General features: G+C 67.0%; 13 protein-coding genes. 4 read left to right on the forward strand and 9 right to left on the reverse strand.

Features of this window, described 5'->3' with window-relative positions:
- Nucleotides 1-6 precede the first annotated feature (6 nt).
- From L1F31_RS15685 to L1F31_RS15725, 9 genes are all read right to left on the reverse strand, one after another.
- On the reverse strand, nucleotides 7-1830 hold the full coding sequence (locus tag L1F31_RS15685; protein ID WP_265418165.1) for an ABC transporter substrate-binding protein: 1824 nt from the start codon (nucleotides 1828-1830) through the stop codon (nucleotides 7-9).
- Between the two features lie 198 nt (nucleotides 1831-2028).
- Entirely contained in the window at nucleotides 2029-3591 is a 1563-nt protein-coding gene (locus tag L1F31_RS15690) for a type III PLP-dependent enzyme domain-containing protein (protein ID WP_265418166.1), read from the reverse strand.
- A gap of 190 nt (nucleotides 3592-3781) precedes the next feature.
- Complete coding sequence (locus tag L1F31_RS15695) at nucleotides 3782-5653, reverse strand: PucR family transcriptional regulator (RefSeq protein WP_265418167.1); 1872 nt, start codon at nucleotides 5651-5653, stop codon at nucleotides 3782-3784.
- A 115-nt stretch (nucleotides 5654-5768) separates the two neighbouring features.
- The gene (locus tag L1F31_RS15700) at nucleotides 5769-6419 is read right to left on the reverse strand and encodes a response regulator transcription factor (RefSeq protein WP_265418168.1); all 651 of its coding nucleotides are present in this window, start codon (nucleotides 6417-6419) and stop codon (nucleotides 5769-5771) included.
- Complete coding sequence (locus L1F31_RS15705; protein ID WP_265418169.1) at nucleotides 6416-8032, reverse strand: histidine kinase; 1617 nt, start codon at nucleotides 8030-8032, stop codon at nucleotides 6416-6418. The genes L1F31_RS15700 and L1F31_RS15705 overlap by 4 nt, the downstream gene beginning before the upstream one ends.
- A 99-nt stretch (nucleotides 8033-8131) precedes the next feature.
- Nucleotides 8132-9499 carry a 4-aminobutyrate--2-oxoglutarate transaminase gene (gabT, locus tag L1F31_RS15710; RefSeq protein ID WP_265418170.1) on the reverse strand — a complete coding sequence of 456 codons (1368 nt, stop codon included), beginning with the start codon at nucleotides 9497-9499 and terminating at the stop codon, nucleotides 8132-8134.
- 220 nt (nucleotides 9500-9719) lie between these two features.
- Nucleotides 9720-11006, reverse strand: a complete 1287-nt coding sequence (ygfZ, locus tag L1F31_RS15715) for a CAF17-like 4Fe-4S cluster assembly/insertion protein YgfZ (RefSeq protein ID WP_265418171.1) — start codon at nucleotides 11004-11006, stop codon at nucleotides 9720-9722.
- Between the two features lies 1 nt (nucleotide 11007).
- Nucleotides 11008-11607 (reverse strand): heme-binding beta-barrel domain-containing protein, encoded by a 600-nt coding sequence (locus L1F31_RS15720; RefSeq protein ID WP_265418172.1) that lies wholly within the window; start codon nucleotides 11605-11607, stop codon nucleotides 11008-11010.
- Nucleotides 11608-11811: 204 nt separating this feature from the next.
- Nucleotides 11812-12615 (reverse strand): ammonia permease, encoded by an 804-nt coding sequence (locus tag L1F31_RS15725; protein ID WP_265418173.1) that lies wholly within the window; start codon nucleotides 12613-12615, stop codon nucleotides 11812-11814.
- Between the two features lie 172 nt (nucleotides 12616-12787).
- Between L1F31_RS15725 and L1F31_RS15730 the strand changes: the two genes are divergently transcribed.
- The 4 genes from L1F31_RS15730 to L1F31_RS15745 are packed head-to-tail and all read left to right on the forward strand — an operon-like array spanning nucleotide 12788 to nucleotide 17901.
- Nucleotides 12788-13729 (forward strand): winged helix-turn-helix domain-containing protein, encoded by a 942-nt coding sequence (locus L1F31_RS15730; RefSeq protein WP_265418174.1) that lies wholly within the window; start codon nucleotides 12788-12790, stop codon nucleotides 13727-13729.
- A complete protein-coding gene (gene mshD / locus L1F31_RS15735) occupies nucleotides 13726-14781 on the forward strand; it encodes a mycothiol synthase (protein ID WP_265418175.1) in 1056 nt (351 codons plus the stop codon). The genes L1F31_RS15730 and mshD overlap by 4 nt, the downstream gene beginning before the upstream one ends.
- Nucleotides 14782-14785: 4 nt before the next feature.
- A complete protein-coding gene (locus tag L1F31_RS15740) occupies nucleotides 14786-16930 on the forward strand; it encodes an RNA degradosome polyphosphate kinase (protein ID WP_265418176.1) in 2145 nt (714 codons plus the stop codon).
- Nucleotides 16927-17901 (forward strand): NUDIX hydrolase, encoded by a 975-nt coding sequence (locus L1F31_RS15745; protein ID WP_265418177.1) that lies wholly within the window; start codon nucleotides 16927-16929, stop codon nucleotides 17899-17901. Before L1F31_RS15740 ends, L1F31_RS15745 begins: the two co-directional genes overlap by 4 nt.
- The last annotated feature ends 115 nt before the right edge of the window (nucleotides 17902-18016 follow it).

Raw genomic sequence — 18016 nt, forward strand, 5'->3', positions numbered from 1 at the left:
CGGGGACTATTCGCGGTCGTCGGACTTCTTCCGACGGCTGAGCAGCCAGCCGCCTCCGCCGAGGACGACGATCACGGCTGCGGCGATGCCGATCCAACCGCCCGCGCCGAGCCCGCCGGCGCCGTTTGCGTCTTCTTCGCTGACCGGTTCCACCGACTCGTAGCCCCAGTAGCCGACCTGGTTGGCGATGGCTCCGCCATCGGTGGGCTGCTTCGTGAAGTTATCGAACCGGTCGGAGCGGTAGGCCTCGAGCTGGTTCGGGTACCACAGCGTCACCGAGGGGGTCTCTTCGTAGTGGATGGCCAGGGCCTTCTGCACGAGTTCTGCCCGCTTCGTCTGGTCGAGTTCGACGTGCTGCGCCTGGTAGAGCTTGTCGAATTCCTTATTGCACCAACCGTCCTGGCTGGTGCCGCCGTTGCCTTCGGCATCGGGGCGCTGGCCGCACGTGTTGATGCTCAGCTGGTAGTCCGGGTCCGGGTTGATCGACCAGCCGGAGAAGTACATGTCGTAGTCGCCCTTGGTGCTGCGCTCGGACACGGTGTCGACGTCGGTCGACTCGTTCTTGAGGTCGATGCCGATGTCCTTCATCCACGGTTTGAGGAATTTCGCGGTGTTCTGCTCGATGGGTGCATCAGCGTCGGTGAGGAAACGCAGCTGGAGCTTCTCGCCGTCTTTCTCCCGGATGCCGTCGGAGCCTTCCTTCCAGCCGGCATCGTCGAGCAGCTTCTTCGCACGGTCGACGTCGAAGCCGGTGATGACTGGGTTCTCGGCGTCGAGTGCCCAGGTCGGGTAGACAGCGGGGATGAAGCTCGTGGCCGGCTGCGCGTAGTCCTGCATGACCTGTTTGCGCAGGGTTTCGGTGTCGATGCCGGCGCGGATGGCCTGTCGGACCTTCTTGTCCTTGAGCGCCTCGGCCCCGGTGCCGAATTCCTTGTCCTTGGCATCGGCGACGCCGGAGTTGATGGAGATGCCGTTGAAGCGGCGCCCGTTTCCGTCGTTGAGTTCGACGTCCTTCGCCCCGTCGAGGGCGGTGAACTGGTCGGGGCTGAGCCCGGTGATGAAGTCGACTTCGCCGGAGCGGATCGCCTGCACCTGGGCGTCGGAGTCCGTGTAGTAGCGGTACTGGATCTCATCGAGCTTCGGCTTGCCGCGCCAGAAGTTCGGATTCGCCTTGAGCGTGATGGACTTGTTCGCCTCATAGCTGTCGAGCTGGAAGGGTCCCGATCCGACCGACTTCTTGTCGTTCTTGAACTCGCCGGGCTTGTCGATCTTCGACCACACGTGTTCGGGAACGACGGGGATCTCCTGGCCGGGGTTGTTCGCCTGCGGCTTCTTCAGGGTGATCTTGACGGTGCCCTCGTCGGGTGCCTCGACCTTGGCGAAGTTCTCGACGAGGCTGCCGTTGGCGACGGCCATCTCGTCCTTCTCCATCATCTGGTTGTAGGTCCAGGCGACGTCCTCGGCCGTGAGTGGTTCACCATCGGACCACTTCATGTCCGGTCGCATCGTGTACGTCCAGACCTTGCCGTCGGAGTCGGTGTTCCATTCGGTGGCGAGTCCTTCGGTGACCGAGCCGTCCTTGGCGTCGTTGGCCACGAGGTTCTCGTACATGTACCGGAACGTGTTCGTCGGGACCAGGTAGAACGAGGTGAAGGGGTTGAACGAATCGATGAAGCCGTCCGTGGCGATGCGCAGGACGTTGTCGGGGGCCGGAGCCTCCGAGGTGGCGGCCTGAGCCGGAGCGGTGGCCATGGAGCCGGCCAATGCCAGTGCTGCGACGCCGGCCAGGCAGCGTCGCCAGCCCCTGCGCAGTGATGAGTGCGTGAACATCCTTGTCCTTCTGCTCGTGCAATGATGCGGTTGTGCTCTCTCGAACCGGACGAATGGGTCGTTCAGCTCGAGACGAGTGTGTCTCTCATCACTCTACGATTGAAGTGGGGTGTTTTTCGCACAACAACACACAAACTTGCTTGTGCGCCGCTGTGCAATCACCACAGGTCAGCTCTGTGACAGTCCGTTTCCCGGGTTTCACCGGCCGCTGTCTGCCGGCTGAGCGCAGTCGGTCGGGCTGAGCGCATTCAGCTGCAGCTCCCCTGCCTCGGCGAGGACCTCGGCAGTCGTCTGTCCCCGTCTGATGAGGAAGAACTGGAGCGGCGCGTCTGCTTCGGCGTCTGGGCCTGCGTCTGCTCCGGCACCTGCACCTGCACCGGCACCGGCACCTGCGCCTGCGTCTGCACCTGCACCAGCACCAGCACCGTATCCGAAGACGGGCACCCGTGGGAGCAGGTTGTAGGAGAACGGGTTCGAGAAGTAGTAGGCACCGGTCTCGGGCACGGCCACGATGTCGCCGACCTCGAGGCGCGGCAGCATCCGGTCCCGGGCGAGGAGGTCACCGGCGAAGCAGGCGGGGCCTGCGACATCGGTGGGAACCGCCTCGGCGATCTTGGGGTCTCCGGCAACGGTGAACGGCAAGATCCGCAACGGCCAGTCGTTCGGCGCGTACGCGGTGCGGGTGGCGACCTGGACGCCGGCGTGGGTCATCGCGATGCGGCGCCTGCCGGTGGTCTTCGCGTATTCGACGCGGGTGAGGACGGTGCCGGCCTTGGCGAGCAGCGCGCGGCCGAACTCGGTGACGATGTCGAAGTCGAACAGCCCCGGCACGTGCTCTTCGAGCACGGTGCGGTAGTCGGCGAACGTCGGGGTGATGTCCTCATCATCGAAGTTCACCGACAGCCCCCCGCCGATGTCGATGCGGGTGACGCGGCGTTCGTCGCCGGTTGCGGCGATCCGTCGGTCGTCATCGAGTGTGGTGACCCGACTCGGGTCGGCGGTGCGCGTCAAAGAGTTCGCCGAGGCGGCCCGATCGTTGATCTCCTGGGCAAGGTCGACTGCGGCGCGGATGCCGACGGCAGCCTTGTCGAGGCTGATGCCCTGGGACCCTGAGTGGACGTGGATCTGGTTCAGCCAGGGGCGGGCGAGAAAGGCCTCGATGAGGGCCTCGCGAGTGCCGGGATCGTCGAGTCCGACGCCGAACTTCGAGGTTGCGGTCGCGGTGCTCAGGGCACCGATCGCACCGGTTCCCGACTGCGGATTGATGCGGAATCCGATCGTCGCCGAGGCGGCGCTCACGTGGCGTTCGTCCACGAGGGTGTCGAGGCGGGCGAGTTCATCGAAGTTGTCGACGTTGATCGAGACACCGAGCTCGAGCGCGCGGTGCAGTTCCGCCCAGGTCTTGGCCGGGGAGTCGAAGACGATCCGCTCCGGCGGGAACCCCGCGGTGAGGGCGAGTTCGAGTTCACCGGGGCTTGCGACCTCGCAGCCGGCACCGGCTTCGGCATAGCGGCGCAGCACCGACGGCAGAGGCACAGCTTTGCAGGCGACCGCGTGGAGGACCTCACGGTCGGAGTCGAACGCTGAGGTCAGGTCTGCGAAGGCGGCATCGACTGCGTCGAGATCCATCAGCCCGAGCACGGGAGACTGGTCCGACAGCGCGGGAATGTCACCCCGCTCGGGAGTCGAGGTGGAGTTCTGCGCGATGGCTCTGATCGCACGTGCGCGGCTGTCCGGGATGGAGTGGTGACTGCGGGGCATGACGTCCTTTGTTCGTGGTCTGATGCCAGATTAGGACGGCTGACCTGAGCGAACGGATGATTGCGCACCAAACTTCGCCAAGGTCGATTGTAGGTTTCGCACGATGGGGTTCGGGTGTGCTTCGGCCGCGGGAGCGGAGTTGTCTCAGTCGCGGTCGCGGAGATGCTTGAGCGTTCTGCGGTGGTGGGTTTCAGCCGCCGGCGCGGTCATGGGCGAGCACCGCAAGTTCGAGCCACAGGCGCTCGGCCGGGTTCACGGTCGACAAACCGGTGATCTCCTCGATCCTGCCGAGCCTGTGCCGCAGCGAGTTCGTGTGCACGTGCAGTCGGCGGGACGCCTCGGCGGAGTTGCCGACAGTGGCGAAGTAGACCCGCAGAGTCTCGAGCAGGCTGCCATTGTGGTTGGCATCGTGCCGGGCCAGCGCCCGCGCCGGCCACACGACGCTGCCGGCATCGGGGTTCCGGCCGGCGGGTTCTGCGCCGTCCGCACCGATAGCAGCTCCGGCACCGACGGCAGCGCCGGCACCGGCAGCACCGACCTCGGCAGTCTCAGCGGCTTCTGCGGCCAGCAGCGTATCGGCCACGCGCAGTCCGATGACCTCGGCGGCTGCGTCGGCGGCCGTCGCTCCGATGATCGTCGGGGCCGCTTGAGCACCTCCACTCGCCTGTCGGCCGTTCACGGCGTCAACGACGTATGCGGCCTCCGACCAGGAGCGATGCACCTCATCGAGGCGGTCGACCGGAGAACCGACGCCGAAGCTCAGCGCCTCATCGTCCGGCAGCGATCGCCGCAGCGTCGAGGCCACGTGATCGCGGATCTGCGCGGCATTCGAGGGTGCGCTCATCTGCACGAGCGCCGCAAGGTGCGATCCGGTTCCCGACTCGACCTGCGAAAGCACGGCATCGGCGAAGGCGGCTCGCAGATGGAACCGCAGGACGGGCTCCCTCTCGGGGGCCACCTCGGCGAAGGCGAGGACGCAGTAGTGACCGGCGAACGGCAGTGCGAGCAGTGTCGCCGAGGGCCCGAGCTCAGCGGAGCCTGCGAGGATCGCGGCGAGCGCCTCGCGGCGGATGCGCTTTTCGAACGGCGAACGACGCAGCGTCCGCAGCATCACCGGCAGTGCGGCGCGAGCGGCGTCGCGCAGAATCTCGCGCAGCGGGGCCGGGTCGACCTCGGCCGGGTAGGCCGCCCAGATCGTGCCGATGAGTTCACCTTCGCTGCGCAGAGCGATGACCGACCGTGCCGGTGATGTGCCTTCGGCGGGACGTTCGACGACATCGGTCGAACGCCGGATCGTGTCGAGGAACCCGGATTCTTCGAGCTCAGCGATCCGCCAATCGGGGATAGCCCCGGACAGGATCGTCTCGCGCCGGATCTCATCGAGATCATCGCCGAGGTTCGCATGCGCGAGCACCCGTGACGCCGGATCCTCGATCGTGATCGAGGCGCCTGTGGACTCGGCGATGACCGCGGCCAGAGCGCTGAGGTCGTCGACATCGGGCCAGGCCACAGCACTCGTCGCGCCCTCTGTGAGCTGCCGCAGATGGACGAGCGCCTCAGACCACGTCACGTGCGACGAGCGTTCGAGGAGGACGGGCGTCTCTCCCCCGCTCCCCCGTCCGATGGCCGCTTCGCCGAGGTGGGAGTGCGATCCGGGAGGGAGCACGAGAGCCGCCGCTCCCGCATATTCAGCCACCACCGAACCGAGACCGGCGCGACTGCGCACCGGCTCGGTGACAAGGACGACGGTGCCCGACCGCGTGCCGGGCTCGGTTGTGACTGCGCCGCTGACGGCTGTGTCCGTGCCGTGTTCGGCTGTGCCCGCGTCGCGTTCGGAGGTCAGTGTGCGACGAGGCAGTGCAGCCGGCTCCGCACCGCGTCGAGAGGTCACGGTACGACGGGTGGGGGCGACCTCCTCGGCGAGGGAATTGCTCGTCGACAGGTCGAAGCCGAATTCGATTCGAGTGATGACGACATCCTCGGCTGCCTCGGTGAGCGGCAGGAGGAAGCCTTCGGTGTCCCGGATCAGGCGGGACAGGCGCGGGCTCGCGGTGTCGGTCATGCCACCACTGTAGTCAACGCGGGACCGCCCCGCGCGGGCGCGGGGCGCGGTGACATGGGCCGCGCGGGACGGTCAGCGGTAGCGGAATGTGGGCGGCCGCCTCGGTGCGGGGTGTCTACTCCGGGGAGTAGAACTTGAACTGGAGGGCGCGGATGACCAGCTGGGCGAGGTTCTTCGCTCCCAGTTTGAGGCGCAGGTTCTGGGCATGCGACTTCATCGTGTGCATGCTCAGTTTGAGATCGGCCGCGATCTCGTCGTACCCGTGCCCCTCGCAGAGCAGGGTGAGCAGCTCGAGCTCGCGTTCGGTCAGCTGCGGGGCCGCTTCGGGTGCCTCGGGGAGCTGGTCGCCGCTGATGGCGATGTCCGTGGCCAGCCCCTTGAGCAGTTCCGGCGTCTCCCCGGCCGAAGCGGCGCGCACCACCGCGACGAGCTCGGACTCACCGGCGGTCTTGTTGAGCACGGCCATCGCACCGGCCTCGAGACCGCGGGCGATGCCCGGGCCCGGTGCCACCGTCGTCAGCAGCACGACATGCGCCTGCGGGTCGTGGTTCATGATCGCCGCCGTCGCGTCGACCCCGCTCATCCCCGGCGGCATGTTGACGTCCATGAGGACAAGATCGGGTCGGCTCGCAGCGAAGGCGTCGACGGCGTCCTCGCCGGTGTGGACCGGTTCGAGGACGTCGAATCCGCCGTCGTCGCTCAGCGTCGCCGCGACAGCGCGCGTCGTCCACCGATCGTCATCGACGATGAGGACGGAGGGTTTCACGCCTCGACCTTGCGTCGTGTCTCGGACGGCGACGTCGATGCGGGATCGCTCGAGTTGCCGGTCGTAGGCGCGGCAGTGCTGGTTGTTGCGGTGCCGGTTGCTGCGATGTCGGTTGCTGCGGTGTCGGGACTGCTGTCGGACCGGCGTTCGTCGTCCGCATTCGCCGAGGCGCTCACGCGGTCCGTGTCCGGTGCCGATGCCTGCTCGTTGTCGGTCTCGGTACCGGCACCGTGGTCGGCTTCGGAGCTGGAGCTGGCGCTGGATTCGACCTCGGCGATGTCGATCATCTCGGCAGGCTCTGCCGTTCCTGACATGACCTCCGGGGACAGGGTCTGCGAGGATTTGGCCCGCGCGGACTTAACCTGTGCGGTCTCGGCCCGTGCAGACTTAACCTGTCCGGACTCGGCCTGTGCGGACGGGGTCAGTCGACGGATGGGCAGGGCCACCTCGACGACGGTGTTCTTCTCTGCCCCTGCACCCACGGTGCAGGTCCCGCCCACGGCCGTTGCGCGGCGGTGCAGGGATCGCGGCACCTGGGTGAGTTCGGTCGGTGACTCGTTGCAGCTGCGGCACACGAGCTCCATCCGGTCGCCGCTCCCGCTGCGCAGTTCGACGGTGAGCTTCGCGGGAGTGCCCGGAGTGGAATGGCGGATGACGTTCGTGGCCAGCTCGAGCAGAATTGCGCGGAAATGGTGCGCCAGCGAGTCCGAGGAATACGTCGGCAGCGGTGACAGCTGCGCGGTCAGAGGAACGGAGCCGGCAGCGCAGCCGTCCTCGATCGCACCGGCCAGCTGCTCCGCCTCGGCGCGGAAACGGACACGGCGGGTGCGGGTGTCCCCGGGGCAGGTGTCGGTCTCCCAGCTGCTCAGGCTCGTCACGAGCTGGCGCAGACGTTTCGTCGCTTCAGCGTTGACGAGGGCGAGCTCGGCCAGCAGCCGGTCGGCCTGCTCCGAATCGGTCTCCCTGGCGAGGGTGCGGATGATCGCGGACTCCGTGGTCAGGGAGTGGGAGATCGTGTCATGCATGTCGCTGGTGAACCGCGTCCGCATCGCGTCGAGCGTCTTCTGATGGTCGATGGCCGCGCGTTCGCGGCGCGCGATCTCCCTGCGGATCCGAGCCTCGACGAAGCTCGCGCACAGTCCGAGGAGCGAGTAGGTCAGCCAGCCGTAGCCGAGGTCGGTGAGCCCCTCGAAGCCCGCGTCATAGGACCCGAGCCAGGTCGAGAACCCGAGGTAGCCGGCCAGTCCCGCAGTGCCGATTGCGAAGCCGACCCAACGACGACGGCTGATGAGGACCGCGATCGCCAGCAGCAGCGCCTCGGGGAACATGTTCTGCAGATCGGGAAAGAGCTGGGAGAAGACGACTCCGAGACCGGTCGCCGCGATGACGGTCGTCAGCGGCAGGAAGGCCGCGACGACGATGAGCGCATAGGCGAGGATGAGCAGCCCCGAATAGAGCGGCTCGGTGGTTTCGAACGACCCTGGCACGAGGATCGTCAGGCCCATGATGAGCGCGAGCAATCGGATCGGCAGGTCGATGAAACGCGGGCCCCTGAGGAACTGCCACACTCGGGCCGGGACGCTCCCGGCCGAACCGTCGGTCGCTGAAGTCATGTCCACTATTCTGCAACACCCACTCCCCCCGGAACTACCTGACGGCGCCCCAGCAACCCGGCGCGGGGTTGCTGGGGCGCCGTCAGGTAGTAATAGGGGTCAGGCGGGGAGGAGTTCGGCCAGCCCGGCCTCGATGACGTCGAAGGCGTCGTGGAGCAGCTCATCGGAGATCGTCAGCGGCGGCAGGAAGCGCAGGATGTTGCTGAAGGTTCCCGTGGTGAGCACGAGGACACCGTTCTTCGCGCAGTAGTCCGCGATCTTCTTCACCAGGTCCGCATTCGGCTCGATCGAGTCGTGCTCGACGAACTCGGCGGCGATCATGGCGCCGCGGCCGCGGATGTCGCCGACCTCGGGGTACTTCGACTGCAGCTTGGTCAGGCGGTCGACGATGATCTCACCGATGTGTCCGGCCCGATCGGCCAGTCCGTCCTCTTCGTACGCGGCGATCGCGCCGAGAGCAGCGGCACAGGCGGTGGGGTTGCCTCCGTAGGTTCCGCCGAGGCGGCCCGGTCCGACCGAGTCCATGATCTCCGCACGACCGGTCACGGCCGACAGCGGCAGACCGCCGGCGATGCCCTTGGCGGTGGTGATGAGGTCGGGGACGATGCCCTCCCATTCGGAGGCGAACATCTTGCCGGTGCGGGCGAATCCTGCCTGCACTTCGTCGGCGACGAAGACGATGCCCTTCTCGCGAGCGTATTCGACGAGCGTGGGCAGGAAGCCCTCTGCCGGGACGATGAAGCCGCCCTCACCCTGGATGGGTTCGATGACGATCGCGGCGACGTATTCGGAGCCGATCTGCTTCTCGATCATCGTGATGACGCGCTTGGCCGCGTCCTCACCGCTGAGCTTTGTGCCTGCCGCGTCGTTGTCGCGGAACGGGTAGGACATGGGTGCGCGGTAGACCTCACCGGCGAAGGGACCGAAGCCGGCCTTGTAGGGAGCGGCCTTCGCGGTCATCGCCATGGTCAGGTTGGTGCGGCCGTGGTAGGCGTGGTCGAAGACGACGACGGCGTCGCGGCCGGTGTGGGCGCGAGCGATCTTCACGGCGTTCTCGACTGCTTCGGCACCGGAGTTCAGCAGCACGGTGCGCTTCTCGTGATCACCTGGGGTGAGGCGGTTGAGGGCTTCGGCGACCTCGACGTAGCTCTCGTACGGGTTGACCATGAAGCAGGTGTGGGTGAAGGCCTCGATCTGGGCCTTCGCATTCTCGACCACGCGGGCGTTCGAGTTGCCGGCGGTGGTCACGGCGATGCCCGAACCGAGGTCGATGAGCTGATTGCCGTCGACGTCCTTGAGGATCGCACCCCCGGCCGCCACCACGTAGGCGGGAAGGCTCGAACCGACACCGGTCGCCACGGCCGACTTGCGACGCGCCTCGAGTTCGCGGGACTTCGGTCCGGGAATCTCGGTGACGATCTTACGTTCCTGCGGCAGAGCTTCGCCGCCAATTTCCAAAGCTGTCATAAGGGGAAGAATAGGGGTTGTCGACGCTTTTTGTCACTTGCCGTCCGAGGGCTGAGCAGAACACGCGTGCTTATGCGGACGAACACGTGAGATCGGCCCGGATGAGGTGCGAAATCCGTTGCGCCTGCGCAGCCGGAAATCGGGCATCCGATCCGGTTGCGAACACGGGTTGCCGGGCGTGCGCACACTGGGGCCGAAGCCGCGGTTCCGGCCGCGTCGATCAGCGCTTCTGGTTGCGGGCGTCGACGTCCTTATTCCGTTCCGGCAGGGTCCGTTCGTGTTCGCGCACGGGCACCACGATCGTCTCCTGCGCACCGACGACCCGCTCGCCGTCACTGATTTCGAAACTCAGTGCCGCGTCCGGGGACAGATTGCGCTTGACCACGGCCAAACCGATCGGGCCGAGCTCCCAATGGGCTGTCACCGAGGTCAGTGTGCCCGCACCGCGTTCGGATCCGCGGACCTCGGCGAGCACCTCGGTGCCGGGTTCGGGTGCGATGTGCCCGGACCCGTCGAGGTGAACGAAGACCAATCGCCGAGGCGGCTGCCCCAGATTGTGCACGCGCGCCACGGCCTCTTGACCGCGGTAGCAGCCCTTGGCCAAGTGGACGGAGGTGCGCAGCAGGTCGAGCTCGCCGACGAGTGCCTTGTGGTCGATCTCGTTCTTCCCGGGCCGCCACGCGGCGATCCGCAGCGCCTCCCAGGCGTCGAATCCCGCCATCTCGAAGTCTCGGGCGGAGAGTCCCTGCAGGTCGGAGCGTTTGACGATGCCGATGACGAACGGGGTCTCGAGGCCGGGATGATCGGTGCCGACGACGGACTGCCCGAGGTCGATCTGGGCATACGATGCCGACCCCGAGCCGATGTGCGGCCACGGGTCGGCCCACAGCTGGGTCACCGGCAGCGTCTCCGGCAGCGAGGTGACGGCGCCGAAGCACTGATACTCGTCGCTGAGGTCCTCGATCTCGACGCGCATCATGAAGACCATCTTGCGCAGGAAGTCCAGCGTCGCATCGGTGTTCAGTTCGCTCACTGCCCACAGTGCCTCACCGTCGTCGACGATCTTCAGCCAGCCTTCGATGCGGCCGTTCGGGTCGAGGACGAGAGTCTCGGTGGACACTCCCGGAGCCAGCTGGTCGATCTTCTGCGTGGTGATCGAGTTCAGCCAGGTCAGCCGGTCGGGTCCGCTCAGACGCAGCACGCGCAGGTGGGCGAGGTCGACGAGCCCGTTCTTCTCCTCGAGCACGCGCTGCTCCCGCAGGGGTGCCCCGTAATGGATGGGAGTCTGCGACAGTTCGCCGGCACCCAGGACCGCGGTCGAGCTCAGCCCACGGGCGAGTGAGGACCGGCGCGCCGCCTCGGCGACGGCATCGGTCGCGGAATCGGCGGCGCCGTTCGTCGCAGTGGTTGCGTCGTTCGTCGGGGTGGCCGCCTCGGCGGGGGTGTTCGTGTTCTCCGGCGACGGCGAATCGGACGGATCGGAATTCGGCGACACGGGATCAGTCATCTTAAGACAGCTTCTTCAATCTGGCGGAGGAATGGGAGGCGAGTTCGTGGCCCATCGCGGCCATGTCCCAGGCCCACATGAGCTCACCGCCGACGAGGCCGTACATCCGCGTCGAGGCGGTGTACTCCTTCGCGGTCTTCGTCCGGGCCACGACGTCGGTGGCGAGGTCGATGCGCGGGCCCTTGACGGTGCCTGCATAGAGTTCCATGACCCCGTGCGGGTGGACGATCTCGGCTTCGATCTCGAAGGCGTCGTCGTTCGTGCGCAGGGTCTCGACCGCGGCGGCAGAGGTGAAGCTCTGATCAGCGGTGGGCACCATCATGCCCGGGCCGACATCGCCTTCGTCGTGCTGGCGCACGAGCTGCCAGATGCCGGACTCGAGCGTCAGGGTCGATTCGAGTTCACCAGCCTCATCGAGCAGCCACGCATGCGCGGTGTACTGGAGGAACGGTGTGCCCTCATGGGCGACGAAGTCGATGCGCTGGCCGAACTGCTTCTCAGGAGTGTCCGCATAGCCGACGACGCCGACGCCTTCCCAGGACCCGATGAGCCAGGACAGGGGGACGAGCTCCGGATGGACCGAGGCATCAAGTTCGATCATGAGGGATCAGCGGTTGTCTTTGAACAGCGCGGTGACGACCTTGACTCCGACGCCCAGGGCACCGAGAGCAGCGATGCCGACGAGGCTGGAGAAGACGATTTCGAGAGCAACGAGATTTTCCATGCTCCCAGTCTACAGTTCCTGGCAAAGTGGTGTGCATCCAGCCCGCCAAGTGCGCGGACGGGCAACGTCGCGCTCCAAGGCTCAGAGAGCGACGCGCTCCAGGGCGTAGACGACGACTCCGCCCAGCGCGATCGGAGCGGCGCCGAGGGCCAGCTGCACGGCGAAGCTGCGCGCCTTCTCGACGTTCTTCTTCACCTCGATGTTCTGTGAGGCCTCGAGGTTGGCCGCCTGGAACTTCGCGAACGCGACGAGTCCGAGCATCCGGTCGACCGCGGCCACGAGCAGACCCATGACGACGCCGAGCACGAGCGCAGCAGGCAGGGAGATCGACGGGGAGAACACGAGCACCGACAGGATTCCCGCGACGGCAGTGGACATGAGGATGGCCAGAGGTGAGGTGTAGATCGCCGGCCACGGCAGTGCGGTCATGCACTGGGCCACGATGAGTGAGGCCAGGCCGATGACGATGGCCTCCTTGTCACCGGGGACCGTGATGGCAGCCACCCAGGTGCTCGCCGAGAGCACGATGACCAGGCCCGAGACCTGCGCGGAGACGTTGGCCACAGCATCGGAGGCGCCGAGACCGCGCGTGAGGTTCTGCACGAAGGTCCACAGCAGCCCGAGACCTGCGAGCACGGGCAGCCAGTCGAGGTACGGGGCGGAAGAGTCCTGCCATGCGGCGAAGAGTCCCGCCGTGCCGAAGAGGGCGAGCATGATCGACGTCGCCCGCGGCTGCGGGGAGTCCGTCAGGCGCGGCCACCCGTAGGCGACGCCGAAGACGATGAGCCCGGTCGCCAGCAGGAACAGCGAATAGCCCCAGTACGCGGAGGCGCTCAGCGCCAGCACCAGCACCAGGGCTACGGCGACTCGAATCCATCTGATCACAGCACTATCGTGCCTCATTCGGTCGCACCCACGCGATTTCGCCTGACGCACCGGTGACGCACCGGCCGCCGGTCGGTGACGCACCGGCCGTCACCGCCACCGCCGGTCTCGCTATAATCTGCACAGACGATGGGTGCCGATTCGACGGGCGCCGAGGAGGTGGTGGCAGCACATGCGGATTCTGCACATCTGCCCCACGGACAGGCTCGATGCCCCCGTCGCCCCCGAATCCCTGCAGTACCTCGGCCATCACATCGACCGCATCGGCGCCGAGGCGGTCCCCACCGCCGATCGCGCGGCGCTGGACGCCGACGTCGTCGTCGCCGATGCCTGCCTCGACCTCTCCGTGGCTCCGCGGATCGCCGAGCTGCTCGCCGCGCGGAGGGTCAGGGCACCCATCATCGTCGTCCTCGGCGAGGGCGGACTGGCGACCGCCTCGGCGAAGTGGAACGTCTCCGATCTCATCCTCACCACCGCCGGCCCCGCCGAGGTGGAAGCGAGGCTGCGCGTGGCCCGTGACCGTCACCTCGAGTCAGAATGGTCCGCCGCGCACACATCCGCACACGGCCTGAGTTCCGGACGGGGCGTGGGTTCCGCACGCGGCGTGGGTTCCGGACGTGGCACAGGTGCCGCATGGGGCGCCGGCTCGGGACGCGGTCTGAGTCCTGCCGTCGGCACCCGCGGAATCACCGGCGGCGGGTTCGCCGGACGCTCCGGTGCGAACCGCACCGGCGAAGCGCTTGACGGCGAAGGCCCGTGGAACGCCGACGGCGAACCGATGATCGTCGTCACCGGCACCCTGCGCATCGACGAAACAGCGTTCACCGCCGACCTCGGCGGCCGCAGCCTCGATCTGACCTACCGCGAGTTCGCACTGCTGAAGTTCTTCGCCCTGCACCCCGAACGCGTCTTCACCCGCGATGAGATCCTCCTGGCCGTGTGGGGCGACGACTACTTCGGCGGCACCCGCACCGTTGACGTGCATGTTCGCCGCCTCCGTGCGAAACTCGGCAAAGACCTCGAGAACGCCATCCACACCGTACGCAACGTCGGCTACCGCTTCAGTGCCGACAGCGTCACCGAATCAGAAGACGAAGAGGACGTGAAGGCATGAGAATCCAGGCCAGCGGAGCGACCGCGAGCACCCCCATCGACACCCTCACCGAGGCGGAGCTCGAGTTCCTCGACCGCGTGGCAGCATTCGACGGCGCCCCCGAGATCTCCGGCGGGCTCATGGCCATCGCCACCGGAGAGGACACCGCCCACGAGGCGCAGACCGCCTCGAGCGTGTGGAGGGTGTGCGACGGTGAGGCCGGCACCTCCGCGCCCGGTGAGCTCATCGGCTTCGGCATCCGCGCCCTGCAGGGCGACCGTCACGCCGCCGAATTCCTCATCGACCCCGACCATCGCGGGCAGGGCCTCGGCGAAGAGCTGCTGCTGACGATCCTCGCCGAGACGCCCGACTCCTGGTGCTGGTCCCACGGAGACCACCCTGCCGCGGCCCATCTGGCGAAGAAGCATGACCTCGGCCGTGACCGTGTGCTCTATCAGATGCGCACCGAGGCGGGGCTGAGCCTGACCGACATGCCCGCCGTCGAGGCGCCCGACGGTGTGGAGATCCGTTCGTTCACGTCCGGCGACGAGGACGGCTGGCTGGCCGTGAACAACGCCGCCTTCGACTGGCACCCCGAACAGGGCGGGCAGACGCGGGCCGATATCGACGCCATCGTCTCCGCTGCCGACTTCGACCCCGACACCGTCGTCCTCGCCGTCCGTGACGGCGAGGTCATCGGCTTCCACCAGATCAAGCTCACGGACACGGCTGCCGAGGGCCGCCTCGGCGAGGTCTATGTCGTCGGCGTCGATCCGCGCATCCACGCCAAGGGTGTGGGCAAGGCGCTGACGATCGAGGGGATGCGGCGGATGGTCGCCGCCGGAGCGAACGTCATCGAGCTCTACGTCGAATCGGACAACGCCCCGGCGCTAGGCTTGTACGAGCGGCTGGGATTCCATGTCGCGGTCGCGCACGTGTCCTACGCGCCGGCAGACGGCGACGACGTGTCGGCGGGCTCGGGCGACGTATCGGCAGGCACGGACGGTGCGCCGGCTGAGTCGAATGCCGGTGACCGGGCCACGAGCACAGCGACGACGAGCGAGAAGGAGTAGAGCGTTGTACGACATCGCAGCGGCCGGCAAGGAACTGGGCTTCCCCGATCCCGCGGACCGCTTCCTCGATCGAGAGCTCAGCTGGCTGGCCTTCAACGAACGCGTCCTCGACCTCGCCTCGGATCCGGAGATCCCGCTGCTGGAGAGGGTCCGGTTCCTCTCGATCTTCGCAACGAACCTCGACGAGTTCTTCATGGTCCGCGTCGCCGGCCTCAAACGCCGCATCAACACCGGCCTGGCCGTGCCGAGCGTGACCGGCCGGATGCCCGCCCAGGTCATGCACGCCATCGGCGTCCGCGCCTATGAGCTGATGAGCCGACATGCCGCACTGCTCAAGGAGGACATCGGCCCCCGCCTCGACGCGGAGTCGATCACGAAGATCCAGGTCGAGGACCTCACCGCGGACGAGCGTGCCCGCGTCGACGAGTTCTTCTTCGGCCACGTCTTCCCCGTCCTCACCCCACTGGCCGTCGACCCGGCCCACCCGTTCCCCTACATCTCGGGCCTCTCGCTCAACCTCGGTGTGCTCCTGCGCTACCCGGATTCCGGCAAGGAGCTCTTCGCCCGCGTCAAGGTGCCCCCGCGCCTGCCCCGGTTCTTCAATGTCGCCGAGGCGACCGACCGTCCCGCCGGACGCGACGTCCCGGCCCGCTTCGTCGCCCTCGAGGACATCATCGCCGAGCACTTGGGCACCCTCTTCGAAGGCATGGAGGTCATCCACCACTCAACCTTCCGCGTCACCCGCAACGAAGACCTCGAGGTCGAAGAGGACGATGCGGAGAACCTGCTCAAGGCCCTGGAGAAGGAGCTGCTGCGCCGCCGCTTCGGTCCGGCCGTGCGGATGGAGATCACGGAGAACATCCACCCCCGAGTGCTCGAGATGCTCAAGGACGAACTGGGCATCCACGAATCCGAGATCTACCACCTGCCGACCCCGCTCGACCTGTCCGGGATGTCCGATATCGCCGATGTTCCGCGCGATGATCTGCATTTCCCGAAGATGGTCCCGCAGATGAACAAGGACCTGTCCCTGCGCGAATCCAGCGACCAGGTCGACGTGTTCGCCGCGGTGTCCAGCCGCGACATCCTGCTCCACCACCCCTACGATTCGTTCTCCACCAGTGTGCAGGCCTTCCTCGAACAGGCCGCAGCGGACAAGAACGTGCTCGCGATCAAGCAGACCCTGTACCGCACCTCCGGCGATTCGCCGATCATCGACGCCCTCGTCGATGCCGCCCAGGCCGGCATCCAGGTCCTCGCCGTCGTCGAGATCAAGGCCCGCTTCGACGAGGAGGCCAACATCACGTGGGCGCGCAAGTTGGAGCGCGCCGGCGTGCACGTCGTCTACGGCATCGTCGGACTCAAAACGCATGCGAAGCTCTCCCTCGTCGTCCGTCAGGAAGCCGAGGGCCTGGCCCGCTACTGCCACGTCGGCACCGGCAACTATCACCCGAAGACCGCCCGCGGCTACGAGGACTTCGGTCTGCTGACGAAAGACCGGGCGGTCGCCGATGACCTGACGAAGCTGTTCAATCAGCTTTCGGGCTATGCGCCGAGATCCGAGTACTCGCGGCTGCTCGTCGCCCCCAGCCAGGTGCGCACGGGCCTCATCGACCTCATCGACTCGGAGATCGCGAATGTCGAGGCCGGCGGCACCGGGCAGGTGCGCATCAAGGTCAACTCGATCGTCGACGAAGCCATCATCGACGCCCTCTACCGGGCCTCCCAGGCCGGAGTGGACGTCGAGGTCTTCGTCCGCGGCATCTGCGCCCTGCGGCCGGGGATCGACGGGCTGAGCGAGAACATCACCGTCCACTCAGTGCTCGGGAGGTTCCTCGAGCATTCCCGCGCGTTCGTCTTCGGCAACAACGGCGACCCCATCGTCTACATCGGCTCCGCCGATATGATGCACCGCAACCTCGACCGCCGTGTCGAGACGCTCGTGCAGATCGTCGACGACAGCCACCGGGCGGAGATCATCGAACTCTTCGACCTCGCGTTCGCCCCGACCACCTCGGCGTTCGAACTGACCAGCGACGGCACCTGGACCAGACGCACCCATGACGCCGAGGGCAGCCCGCTGACCGACTATCAGTCGGAGCTCATCCGCAGACACCGGAAGCGTCGGCGAATCGGGGACGAAGCGTGAGCGGCTCCTCGGTCAGCTCGGCACAGGCGTCCTCCCGTGTCGAAGCCGATATCCTCGCCGCCGGCGCGGTGTGCTGGAGGCGCGGGGCCAAGGGTCTCGAAGTGGTCCTCATCCACCGTCCGAAGTACAACGACTGGTCCTGGCCCAAGGGCAAGGTCGACCCTGGCGAGACGCTGCCGGAGACAGCCGTGCGCGAAGTCAAAGAGGAGACGGGACTCGACATCCACCTCGGCATCCCGCTGCCGTCGGCCGAATACACTGTCGGCGGCAACAACCTCAAGAAGGTCATCTACTGGTCGGCAGAGGTCACTGGCGAGACCGACTTCAATCCGGTGAACAGACGCGAGGTCGACCGTGCCGCTTGGTTCCCCGTCGCCGAGGCCAGGACGAAGCTGACGTCCTACGCCGATCGCGAGCAGCTCGACACGCTGGAGAAGTTCGACTCCACGGATGCGCTGCGGGCATGGCCGCTCATCCTCGTCAGACACGGCAAGGCGTTCCCGCGCGCAAAATGGTACGAAACCGAGCATGTGCGTCCGCTGCTCAAGCTCGGCACCCGACAGGCCATGGCGCTGACCGGCCTGCTCAGCGCCTGGGAGACGAAGAAGCTGATCTCTAGCCCGTGGAAGCGATGCATGGCCACCCTGGCGCCGCTGTCGGCGGCTCGGGGAAAGTCGATCAAGAAAGTGTCGACCCTGAGCGAGAAGGCGACCGCGGCGGACCCGGAGAAGACCGCGCGGTTCATCCGCAAACTGCTCGAGAAGGGCCGCCCCGTCATCTACTGCACGCACCGACCCGTGCTGCCGACCATCTTCTCCGTCTATGCCGAGCACTCCCCCAAACGGGTTGAGGCGAAGCTGCCGAAGGACGATCCGTATCTCAAGCCCGGCGAGGTGCTCATCGCCTATGTCCGGCCCGGCCCAGTGCCGCGCATCGTCGAGATCGAACGCGTCCGCCCCATCGACTCCTGAGGTTCAGGGGACGGACGCCTGGGGCCAGCCGCCCGGGCACCTCGGCGCAGTGTCGGTTCAGGGGAGGGCGCAGCAGGCAGTGCCGCTTCAGGGAACGACGCGGTAGGCATTGTGG

It is taken from the genome of Brevibacterium spongiae, assembly GCF_026168515.1.
Classification (GTDB): Bacteria; Actinomycetota; Actinomycetes; order Actinomycetales; family Brevibacteriaceae; genus Brevibacterium; species Brevibacterium spongiae.

Excerpts from the sequence above, each read along its gene's own strand:
- L1F31_RS15685 (WP_265418165.1), bottom strand. The coding sequence starts at position 1,830 with ATGTTCACGCACTCATCACTGCGCAGGGGCTGGCGACGCTGCCTGGCC.
- L1F31_RS15690 (WP_265418166.1), bottom strand. The coding sequence starts at position 3,591 with ATGCCCCGCAGTCACCACTCCATCCCGGACAGCCGCGCACGTGCGATC.
- L1F31_RS15695 (WP_265418167.1), bottom strand. The coding sequence starts at position 5,653 with ATGACCGACACCGCGAGCCCGCGCCTGTCCCGCCTGATCCGGGACACC.
- L1F31_RS15705 (WP_265418169.1), bottom strand. The coding sequence starts at position 8,032 with ATGACTTCAGCGACCGACGGTTCGGCCGGGAGCGTCCCGGCCCGAGTG.
- gabT (WP_265418170.1), bottom strand. The coding sequence starts at position 9,499 with ATGACAGCTTTGGAAATTGGCGGCGAAGCTCTGCCGCAGGAACGTAAG.
- ygfZ (WP_265418171.1), bottom strand. The coding sequence starts at position 11,006 with ATGACTGATCCCGTGTCGCCGAATTCCGATCCGTCCGATTCGCCGTCG.
- L1F31_RS15720 (WP_265418172.1), bottom strand. The coding sequence starts at position 11,607 with ATGATCGAACTTGATGCCTCGGTCCATCCGGAGCTCGTCCCCCTGTCC.
- L1F31_RS15730 (WP_265418174.1), top strand. The coding sequence starts at position 12,788 with ATGCGGATTCTGCACATCTGCCCCACGGACAGGCTCGATGCCCCCGTC.
- mshD (WP_265418175.1), top strand. The coding sequence starts at position 13,726 with ATGAGAATCCAGGCCAGCGGAGCGACCGCGAGCACCCCCATCGACACC.